Origin of the sequence: Vibrio aquimaris, from assembly GCF_009363415.1 — a bacterium.
GTDB classification, from domain to species: domain Bacteria; phylum Pseudomonadota; class Gammaproteobacteria; order Enterobacterales; family Vibrionaceae; genus Vibrio; species Vibrio aquimaris.
The window spans coordinates 1678100-1690408 of the sequence record NZ_CP045350.1 but is presented as its reverse complement, the minus strand read 5'-3'; the positions used below and the strand labels follow the sequence as shown (position 1 = coordinate 1690408).

Below are 12309 nucleotides of genomic sequence, written 5' to 3'. Positions count from 1 at the left end.
GAATATGAAACTTGTTTGCTATTAATTACTAGCTTATTCAATCTGACTAGGTTTGAATAGCTGGTATTTAAACCAAAGTCGGTTCTGTAGAACCAACGCTTTTAACGACTTCGTTCGGTTTTTTATGTCCGCAGGGAGCGTTAGTAGAGGAAGTATAATGAGTGTTGAAAAGTTGATAGTTGCTGGCAATCTAGCTGCGGGTGAGACAATAGTTATCGAGAGAGACGGTAGTGTTCGATTATTGGACGGTAGTGGTACTGTTGAGTCTGGCGAACTGGTCCTTTCAAACCCTAACCCTAGCGAGCCAAATCTAAACATCGGCTTAGCAGATGACGGTAACGATATACAAGATATCACCAGTGAAATTGATGAGATTTTGGCAGCTCTTGAGGAAGGGCAGGATCCAACAGAGTTGGGGGATGAATTCGCAACGGCTGCTGGCGGTCAAGTTGGATCAGGTCCGTCAGGAATTGAGTCCATACTGAGAACTGCCGAAATAACAACGCCAGGAACAGATTATGAAACATCTGGGATCTTCAGTCAATTTGGGCTAACCACAACACAAAGCCTCACCCTCCTCAATCAGTTTCAAGCGTTTCAACAAGCACCGCCCTTCACAGATACTAACAGCAACCCCATTGGTGACGACCTTTCGTTCGTAACTAATGAGGATACATCGGTGAGCGGCCAAGTGTTTGCTACAGACCCAAACCCTGACGACATACTTGCTTTTTCAGTAACTAGTCAGCCATTGAACGGAAGCGTAGAGCTAAACTCAGTGTCTGGAACTTGGACATACGTACCCAATACCAATTTTGATGGAAACGATACTTTTATCATTACTGTCGATGATGGTAATGGAGGGACCGACACTTTATCAGTTGATATTGAGGTTGTTCCTATTCCTGAAGTTTCGCTAATAGGTCCTTCATCGTTAAACGAAGGTGAAAACGCTAATTACGTTATTGAGTTTGATAAGCCCTCAACCCAAGTTACCAACATCACACTTTCGATTTCTACGAGCACTGCTGAACTTGAAGATTTGACCGCCGTCACTGTTACGACTGCCGACGGTACAATTATTAGTGTTGGGCCCGATGGCACGATCGAGGTTCCGATTGGTATAACGTCTTTGGATGTGTCTGTTGGAACCTTAAATGATACGGTATTTGAAGGTAATGAAACGTTTCAAGTCAGTGTGACTTCAGGGTTTGGCACTCTGGGCGACGGTGAGCAAAACACTGTCATTCTTGATAACGACACGCCAACCTTGTCGGTCAGCACAGAGACGGTGGTAGAAGGACAGGCAGCACTGTTTGATGTGGCTCTGTCGAATGAAGTGGATGGTGACGTTCGTTATGAATTCACGATCGATGTCGATGGACAAAGCGCTGAGTTAGCGGACTTTGCTTCGAACCCACTGAGTGTGACCTACAAGGTCGAGGGAACAAGTTATACCGCGGCGGCGAATAATGATGGTTCGTACACCACACCGGGTAATGCCAGTGACATTCAGGTGTCGGTACAAACTTCAGATGACACGATTTTTGAAGGCTCAGAAACCTTTAATCTAGACGCTCGGGCGTCAGCGACAGTGGGCGGTGAGAGTTTTACTGTCACTGATTCAGGTACCGGCACGATTACGGACAATCGCGATGGGGCGAACAATGCCGACACGCCAACCTTATCGGTCAGCGGCGACACTGTGGTGGAAGGTCAAGCGGCGCTGTTTGATGTGGCTCTGTCGAATGAGGTCGATGGCGACGTCCGGTATGAGTTTACGATCGATGTCGATGGACAAAGCGCCGAGTGGGCGGACTTTGCTTCGAACCCATTGAGTGTGACTTATAAGCTAGGAGAGACCAGCTTTAACGCGGCAGCTAATGGTGATGGTTCGTACACCATACCGGGTAATGCCAGTGACATTCAGGTGTCGGTACAAACCTCAGATGACACGATTTTTGAAGGCTCAGAAACCTTTAATCTAGACGCTCGGGCGTCAGCGACAGTGGGCGGTGAGAGTTTTACTGTCACTGATTCAGGCACCGGCACGATTACGGACAATCGCGATGGGGCGAACAATGCCGACACGCCAACCTTGTCGGTCAGCACAGAGACGGTGGTAGAAGGACAGGCAGCACTGTTTGATGTGGCTCTGTCGAATGAAGTGGATGGTGACGTTCGTTATGAATTCACGATCGATGTCGATGGGCAAAGCGCTGAGTTAGCGGACTTTGCTTCGAACCCACTGAGTGTGACCTACAAGGTCGAGGGAACAAGTTATACCGCGGCGGCGAATAATGATGGTTCGTACACCATACCGGGTAATGCCAGTGACATTCAGGTGTCGGTACAAACTTCAGATGATACGATTTTTGAAGGCTCAGAAACCTTTAACCTAGACGCTCGTGCTACAGCAACGGTGGGCGGTGAGAGTTTTACTGTCACTGATTCAGGCGCAGGTACGATTACCGATGACCGCGACGGCATGAACAATGCCGACACACCAACCTTGTCGGTCAGCACAGAGACGGTAGTAGAAGGACAGGCAGCGCTGTTTGATGTGGCTCTGTCGAATGAAGTGGATGGTGATGTTCGTTATGAATTCACGATCGATGTCGATGGACAAAGCGCCGAGTGGGCGGACTTTGCTTCGAACCCATTGAGTGTGACTTATAAGGTAGGAGAGACCAGCTTTAACGCGGCAGCTAATGGTGATGGTTCGTACACCATACCGGGTAATGCCAGTGATATTCAGGTGTCAGTACAAACCTCAGATGACACGATTTTTGAAGGCTCAGAAACCTTTAATCTAGACGCTCGGGCGTCAGCGACAGTGGGCGGTGAGAGTTTTACTGTCACTGATTCAGGCGCAGGTACGATTACCGATGACCGCGACGGCATGAACAATGCCGACACACCAACCTTGTCGGTCAGCACAGAGACGGTAGTAGAAGGACAGGCAGCGCTGTTTGATGTGGCTCTGTCGAATGAAGTGGATGGTGATGTTCGTTATGAATTCACGATCGATGTCGATGGACAAAGCGCTGAGTTAGCGGACTTTGCTTCGAACCCACTGAGTGTGACCTACAAGGTCGAGGGAACAAGTTATACCGCGGCGGCGAATAATGATGGTTCGTACACCATACCGGGTAATGCCAGTGACATTCAGGTGTCGGTACAAACCTCAGATGACACGATTTTTGAAGGCTCAGAAACCTTTAATCTAGACGCTCGGGTGTCAGCGACAGTGGGCGGTGAGAGTTTTACTGTCACTGATTCAGGCGCAGGTACGATTACCGATGACCGCGACGGCATGAACAATGCCGACACACCAACCTTGTCGGTCAGCACAGAGACGGTAGTAGAAGGACAGGCAGCGCTGTTTGATGTGGCTCTGTCGAATGACGTCGATGGCGACGTCCGGTATGAATTCACGATCGATGTCGATGGGCAAAGCGCTGAGTTAGCGGACTTTGCTTCGAACCCACTGAGTGTGACCTACAAGGTCGAGGGAACAAGTTATACCGCGGCGGCGAATAATGATGGTTCGTACACCATACCGGGTAATGCCAGTGACATTCAGGTGTCGGTACAAACCTCAGATGACACGATTTTTGAAGGCTCAGAAACCTTTAATCTAGACGCTCGGGTGTCAGCGACAGTGGGCGGTGAGAGTTTTACTGTCACTGATTCAGGCGCAGGTACGATTACCGATGACCGCGACGGCATGAACAATGCCGACACACCAACCTTGTCGGTCAGCACAGAGACGGTAGTAGAAGGACAGGCAGCGCTGTTTGATGTGGCTCTGTCGAATGAAGTGGATGGTGATGTTCGTTATGAATTCACGATCGATGTCGATGGGCAAAGCGCTGAGTTAGCGGACTTTGCTTCGAACCCACTGAGTGTGACCTACAAGGTCGAGGGAACAAGTTATACCGCGGCGGCGAATAATGATGGTTCGTACACCATACCGGGTAATGCCAGTGACATTCAGGTGTCGGTACAAACCTCAGATGACACGATTTTTGAAGGCTCAGAAACCTTTAATCTAGACGCTCGGGTGTCAGCGACAGTGGGCGGTGAGAGTTTTACTGTCACTGATTCAGGCGCAGGTACGATTACCGATGACCGCGACGGCATGAACAATGCCGACACACCAACCTTGTCGGTCAGCACAGAGACGGTAGTAGAAGGACAGGCAGCGCTGTTTGATGTGGCTCTGTCGAATGAAGTGGATGGTGATGTTCGTTATGAATTCACGATCGATGTCGATGGGCAAAGCGCTGAGTTAGCGGACTTTGCGTCTAACCCGATGAGTGTGACTTATAAGGTAGGAGAGACCAGCTTTAACGCTGCAGCTAATGGTGATGGTTCGTACACCATACCGGGTAATGCCAGTGATATTCAGGTGTCGGTACAAACCTCAGATGATACGATTTTTGAAGGGTCAGAAACCTTTAATCTAGACGCTCGGGTGTCAGCGACAGTGGGCGGTGAGAGTTTTACTGTCACTGATTCAGGCGCAGGTACGATTACCGATGACCGCGACGGCATGAACAATGCCGACACACCAACCTTGTCGGTCAGCACAGAGACGGTAGTAGAAGGACAGGCAGCGCTGTTTGATGTGGCTCTGTCGAATGAAGTGGATGGTGATGTTCGTTATGAATTCACGATCGATGTCGATGGACAAAGCGCTGAGTTAGCGGACTTTGCTTCGAACCCACTGAGTGTGACCTACAAGGTCGAGGGAACAAGTTATACCGCGGCGGCGAATAATGATGGTTCGTACACCATACCGGGTAATGCCAGTGACATTCAGGTGTCGGTACAAACTTCAGATGATACGATTTTTGAAGGCTCAGAAACCTTTAATCTAGACGCTCGGGTGTCAGCGACAGTGGGCGGTGAGAGTTTTACTGTCACTGATTCAGGCGCAGGTACGATTACCGATGACCGCGACGGCATGAACAATGCCGACACACCAACCTTGTCGGTCAGCACAGAGACGGTAGTAGAAGGACAGGCAGCGCTGTTTGATGTGGCTCTGTCGAATGAAGTGGATGGTGATGTTCGTTATGAATTCACGATCGATGTCGATGGACAAAGCGCTGAGTTAGCGGACTTTGCTTCGAACCCACTGAGTGTGACCTACAAGGTCGAGGGAACAAGTTATACCGCGGCGGCGAATAATGATGGTTCGTACACCATACCGGGTAATGCCAGTGACATTCAGGTGTCGGTACAAACTTCAGATGATACGATTTTTGAAGGGTCAGAAACCTTTAACCTAGACGCTCGGGCGACAGCAACGGTGGGCGGTGAGAGTTTTACTGTCACTGAGTCAGGCGCAGGTACGATTACCGATGATTCAGACCGCCCAGCTGTTTCCATTACAGGAGGGGGAGAGATTGCAGAAGGTGATACGGCGCACTTCACTGTTCTACTCTCAAATACGGCAACCTCTGCGGTTTCCTTCGTACTGACTTTGGAACAAGGTGATACCTCAGCTCAAGATATCGCTGCTTATCAATATCAAGATACGAATGGAGTATGGCAGGATGTGCCAGCTTCTGGGGAAATTGGAGTGCCTGCCGGCTCTGATTCGGTCAATGTAAGGGTAGTAACGGCGCAGGATACGGCTTACGAAGGTGATGAGAGCTTCACTCTCTCTGTAGCAGCAGGGCAAAATACAGTACTAGGAACGTCAGCGAGCGCCAGTGCAACGATTCTGGACTTTGCCGATAACCCGCCTCAAGCAGAAGACTTTAGTGTAGCATTGGATGCCAATGGTCACGCGGGTATTGTCTTCGATAGCAACGACGTCGCGCAAGACCATATTTCAGATGATGAAGATGATGCAAGCAACACGTCGGTGGGTGTGGTGATCACAGAGCTCCCTCAATCAGGGCAGCTCTACTACGATAATCAGTTGATTGAGGCCAGTGATGTCACGACATTTTCAGCCAATGGTGAGGCCCTTCAGCAAGGTACCGTCTTCAGTGATCCAAACCTTATTCGTTACGAGAATGACAGTGAATCCACAGGGTTTGTGCTTGGTGTTAAGCAAGCGCCAGAAGGGATGGATGGCAATGCAAGTCAAAGCACGTTCCTAAACTGGGGTGAAGCTGTTGAAGGCAACCCAGCTCAGCGAGTGATGCAGTTTGATAATGGCGATGCAATTACCATTACCTCTGCGAGTCAGCCACTTACTCAGTACTTTGCAGGGGCCAGCCATATTGGGTATGGACTCGGTGTTGGTGACGATGGTGGTATACAGCAAGGCGAAACCATCACGATTGACTTGAGTGACCGCCCTTCAACTTCAATTGAACTTGGTCTAGATGGATTGGGCGGATGGTTTGAAGATGGCCATAGCCATGAAACGACCGCGATTGTGCAGGCGGTATTAGACGATGGCTCAGTGATTGACGTTCCGGTGACCAAAGAGACCTCAGGCAATACAGATTTGTTCCATGTGGCCACCATTGACGCGCCAGAGGGACGAGAAATTGAGTCTGTTATTGTCACCACAGAGGGGCCAGGTAACTGGGAGCTTCGTTATTTAGAAGCCTCTTCCAGCGATACATTTGATTATCGTGCTGTAGACAGTGATGGCAACTACAGTGATGAGCACACGGTGACCTTAGTTGAAGGAAACGCGGCGCCTATCGCAGCGGATGACCCCGTTGGTTTTGATGTGGCATTAGGCACATTTAACTCCAGTTCTTGGTCACACGATGGGGTGAGTGTGAGCGCGAGTTATCAAGGTCAAGAGAAAACCATCACCACCGAAAGCGGTGTAAAACGCGGCGTATCTGGTGATGAAAACGGTGGACCAGGGGCTCAGATCCAATATAACCGAGAAGATGGGGAGTCAGAGCAGTTAACCGTTTCACTGGACAAGCCTGCAACAGAATTCAGTTTTGAAATCTCGAACTTGTTTAAAGATGAGGGAGGAAGTGGGAATCACGAGCAAGGGAAATGGGTGGCTTATCTTGGCGATAACCCTGTTGCCAGTGGCACCTTTGTGGCGAATGAAGGCAATAACCAAGGCACTTACCATTTTGATGAAGAGGATTTAGGTGGGGTTGCTTTTGATAGCGTTGTGTTTGAAGCGCTTGACTTCACCAATACTCCAGCGCGTGGTAGCGACTCCTCAGATTATTTCTTAACGGGTTTTAAAGCATCAGGAGAGGGTGCTTATGCGGCCAATCAAGGTGAGGTTTTAGAGATCCCAGTCACTGAGTTGCTGGGTAATGATGTTGACCCTAATGGCGACAACATTCGCATTACTCATGTGTCTGATGTGAATAATGCGCAAGCACGCATTGAAAATGGTGTTGTTTATATCGACTTGGAAGACAGTTTTGTCGGTGAAACCAGCTTTGATTATGTGATCACAGATGACAAAGGTGGTTACTCTGAGGCCACAGTATCGATAGTGGTGAACCCGCTTCCTCAGGATGTGGCGGTGAGCTCGGTGTCGATGCTTGATGAGACGGTGACCGAAGGGGACAACCTTGTTTATCAGGTGAGTTTGGAGGAAGGCGTCCTTCAAGAAACGCGATACAGTGTGACGTTTGGTCAACCTAACACCGATACTGCTGACAGTGCAGATGTTGATTTGAGTCAAGCGGTGTTTACGCATGGTGTTACCTATGATGCGGTTCATCAACAATTAGTAGTACCTGTCGGTATAAATGCGTTCTCTGTTGTGATCCCAACCGTGCTGGATGGTGTGTACGAGCATGCTGAAGATTACACCTTGGTTGTTGGAGGAGAAAACGCGTCTGGTGTGATTAATAACGTCGATATCCCTCTCGTGTCGGTCTCGGGAGGAGGTGATGTGAGTGAGGGCTCTGGCGCAGAGTTTACGTTGTCGCTAAGCAAAACTACAGCGCAAGCGGTGACAGTGAACCTATTGGTTTCTCATTCAGAAACGGATGCGTCTGATATCAGTAATATGGATGCGGCCTATCACGATGGGCAAGGCTGGCAGTCTATCTCAATTGCTGATAATGGCGACCTTGTTGTACCTGCTGGAGTGACCGAGGTTCGTGTGACAGTGCACACCACTGATGATAATGCTCAACCTATTTATGAGGGAGCTGAGAGTTTTGCGTTGGTCGTGAACGGTGTGGAAGGTGCTCAGGGCTCGGATTCCAAAGTATCAACCATCATCGATGATGGTAGTACAGGGTTAGATGATGACCGCCCAATCGTAACAAGTGTCAGTGAAGATACTGTGGCTGAAGGAAGCGATGCCATCTTTAATGTAGTGCTTTCGAGCCAAAGTAGCTCAGACACTTCTATCACACTAGAGCTAAAAGAGAGAAAAGCATCGTCACCAGAAGATTATGATGGCAGTGAAGTTACAATAACGTATGGCTCTCCCGAACAAACGCAGATCGTCTCTGTTCAAAATGGTTTGTTCGAATTTAACTTGCCAGCGGGTGAAAGCGAGTTTTCTGTTGCGGTTAAAACCGTTGATGATGAAGTTTCAGAAAATAATGAGACATTTTTGCTCGCTGCAAGCACTGAACATCAGTCAACCCCGATAAATGCGAAAGCGACGATTGAAGACAATGAAAAGCCATTAATAGATTTAGACGGTAGCCAATACCAGATTGAATTTGTTAGTGAAGATGCAGGTTACCGTAATGTCTTTGGTTATTATGTTTATGATCCAGCGTCTGATACCCAGCAGCTGCAAATTCTGATGTCAGATTCTCATGACTCTCGTCAAAGTGGTTTTGAACCTGTGCTTGCTTCTCTTGACAGCTTAGACAACGTTGAATACTTCCTTATTGCTGACGGGGCGAATCTAGTTGATAGTGTACCATCGGATGCAACTTTTGAGGTTAACTCAGATGGTCGATTGATGATCAATGGCAGCATTCAGGGTAATGCCGAAGTACTGTTAAGTCATGATGAAGCGTCACTAATGAGGACTACCCTTGACGATAACGGTGATACTATCATTTACTTCGATGATCAAGTAGATCATGCTAATGATGATAATGATTATAATGATCTTATTATTAAAGTCGCCAAGCAAGACACCAATATAGACTTTATCACTGACTTTACAGAAGGTGATGGTCCGATTGCTGTTGCGGATACAGACGCTAACATCTTTGATGATAAAGATACCCTCCACTCTATGCATGTTTCATTAACTCAGCGTCATGACGGAGACCAGCTTACTTGGTTGCCTATGGCCGGGTTTACAGTTAGCCAAAGCAGTACTGCCTCTGGTCTGAGCCTCCTTATTACGAGTGATGTCCTCGATGGCGCTTCTGCTGCCGAGTTTGAAGTATTCTTGCAAGGGATTAAATATCAGAATACCAGCGAAAACCCTGATGAAACGGATCGTGAAATAAAGTTTTACGTGACCGATTCTTATGGCCAAAATTCAGATATCGCGACCACTATTATTGCCGTGAGCGAAGTTCCTGATTTGTCTGTACAACAACGTTCCGCGGGTATTGAAGACAGTAATATTGCTCTCAATATTAGCCTTCCTCAAGACAGTTCAGTTGATAAACTAGTAGTCAGTGACATACCGCCAGGTGCAGTGTTAGCATCGGGCAATGCTCCGATTTCTATATCCAATGGAGAGGCGCAGTTAACCGTACAGCAGTTACAGCAACTTACCATAACACCGCCCAACAACAGTGATGAAAACTTTGTACTTAGGGTACAAGGGTATACCGCTGATAATGAGTTGATCGAAGATCATGATATCAATGTTCAAGTCGATGCCCAAACAGACGCTCCTACGATTACTGTATCTGAGCCAGAAGTCATCTCTTTGAACACCTTTGACACCATCGATTTGTCTAATCGTTCGTGGCGTGGCGATGTGACTTCCAGCGAATTGACGCAGGCAGATGGAGTGTTAGGTACTTGGGGTACTGATAATCCTGGACAGTACAACGAGGTTGGTAAGGAAAGTGTCTATCGACGTGGTTCAGATGGTGATAACCAATTGTACGAACTAGAAGGACGTCGTGGTGATGATCAGCTATTTACGGAATTTAGTGCAGACGCAGGTCAATTCTACACATTGTCTTTTGATGTTGTCGCTCGCAGAATGAACGACTCCCCAATGACGGTATTTCTTGAAGATGAAAATGGGATTCGAGAAGTATTATTTGACTACACAGACAAACAGAGTCTAACTTGGCAAACAGAGGACATAAACTTCCAGACGCCTTCGAGCGGCAGTTATAAAATCGTCTTTGAGTCTGAGACTTCTTCAAATAGCTACGGTGCATTGCTAGACGATATTAAACTTGAGAAAGCCAATAATATAGGGTTCGAGGACAGCTACATCTCATTAAGTGAGATTGCGGTAAGCTTAAACGATACTGATGGCTCAGAAACGCTTTCACTTTTGCTAAATGGCTTACCTGAGGGTTCCGTCATTCGTGATGGTAATGGTAACTCCATTAGTGTTCTTGCAACAGAGGATGGAAAAAACAGTGTTGATTTATCAGCGTGGACTGATGATTTAACTGGGCTTGAGGTTTATGTATTAGATGAAGGTGACTATCCACTTGAGTTAATTGCAACAGCGCAAGATAATGCACCTGCAACTTCAGAATCGGTAAGCCAGTTCATTAACCTGCATGTACTGCCTGACCCCGTCGATTATGCAATGAGATCTGGTTCTCATGGAGATGATGTTATTGAAGGAAGCGACACTCATGATTTGATTGTCGGGGATGTACAGGGAGTTCAGATTATAGCAGGTCAGGATTATAATATTGCTTTTGTCCTAGATACCTCAGGTAGTATGCACAATAGCGTAGCAACAGCGAAGTCGGAAATTATTGAGGTATTTGATCAATTATATAGCACTGTTAACTCTGGGCCTAACACTGGCAAAGTGAATATGCTTTTAACTGAGTTCGCTACTAGTACGGGGGTGACCATTTCAGTTGACTTGAATTCACCGAGCGCGCGAGCTGATTTCATTTCTCAATTGGGCGATATTGAGGATTCAGGTAGCGGCTACACCAATTATGAAGCCAGTTTTGATGCTACAATCGAATGGTTTGATGCAAACACAAATGAGCAAGCTGAGAACATCACCTATTTCATTACCGATGGTAACCCCAACTATATCCATAAACATAAACTGGATGAAAATCGATTTGACGAAGTGGTTCTAGATTTCGATACCTCTAATAAGGAGGTCGTCACCTTGGATGATATTTTACCATCCGACTACCAGATTGGCACTTCGGTGTTATATAAAGGACAAGAGCTCGTCTCTAGCTTTGGTGCAGTTAAATCACCATTGACGGGGTCGACCTTGGGTAATCTAACTCACTCAAATGGCCTTAGATATAGTGATAGTAATTCAATCACGATACAGACTCGCCACATGTATCAAGTTTTGCTACTCATGTCTTCCATTGAAGCTATTGGTATTGGAGATGGTATTAATGCCGCAACTTTGTCTGAGTATGATTCGGATGGGACGGTTGTATCCAATATCAACGTAGATAGATTAGCTGAGACGATTCTGGGTCAGGAAGTTGCTTTAAACCAGGGACAGGACGAGATTATTGGTGGCGATGGCAATGATATCTTGTTCGGTGACCTCATCAATTTTGACAGTATTGATGGACAAGGTATTTCTGCTCTCCAAAAGTATGTTGCTGCAGAAACGGGTGATCCGTTAGCCGATGTTTCTAGCGAAAGCATCAATAGTTTTGTGCGTCAAAACTACAGTAACTTTGATGTTTCACACCAAAATGACCAAAACGATATTTTGCAGGGTGGCTTGGGCGATGACATCTTGTATGGTCAAGGTGGTAATGACACTCTAGATGGTGGCGCTGGAGATGACATCCTCCTCGGCGGCCAAGGTGATGATATATTAATCGGTGGGCAGGGTGATGACATTTTAACGGGGGGATCTGGCCAAGACCAGTTTGTTTGGAAGGGAAGCGATCTTGATGGAGGTAAAGATATCATAACTGATTTCCACGTGTCCGAAGACAAAATTAACGTTTCAGATTTGTTGGTAGGAAGTGAAACTATAGATGAGCTTCTTTCTGATATATCAGCCAACATTGACAATAATGATATTGAGCTAGTCATTCAACGAGATAGTGGCCAACATCAGTCAATCAAATTGGAAAATGTGGTAGATCAATTCAGTGGACTTGATTTAAGTACGGGAAGTGTGACAGGCAGTGACTTATCCAATTTACTGAATGAACTCATGATGATACATGAATAAAAAGGGCCGAAAGGCCTTTTTTATTACTCATAGCTCGTCCC

General features: G+C 47.0%; 1 protein-coding gene. It reads left to right on the top strand.

Annotation, left to right across the window (positions count from 1 at the left end):
- Positions 1–157 precede the first annotated feature (157 nt).
- On the top strand, positions 158–12268 hold the full coding sequence (locus FIV01_RS07870; protein WP_152430504.1) for an Ig-like domain-containing protein: 12111 nt from the start codon (positions 158–160) through the stop codon (positions 12266–12268).
- Positions 12269–12309 lie beyond the last annotated feature (41 nt).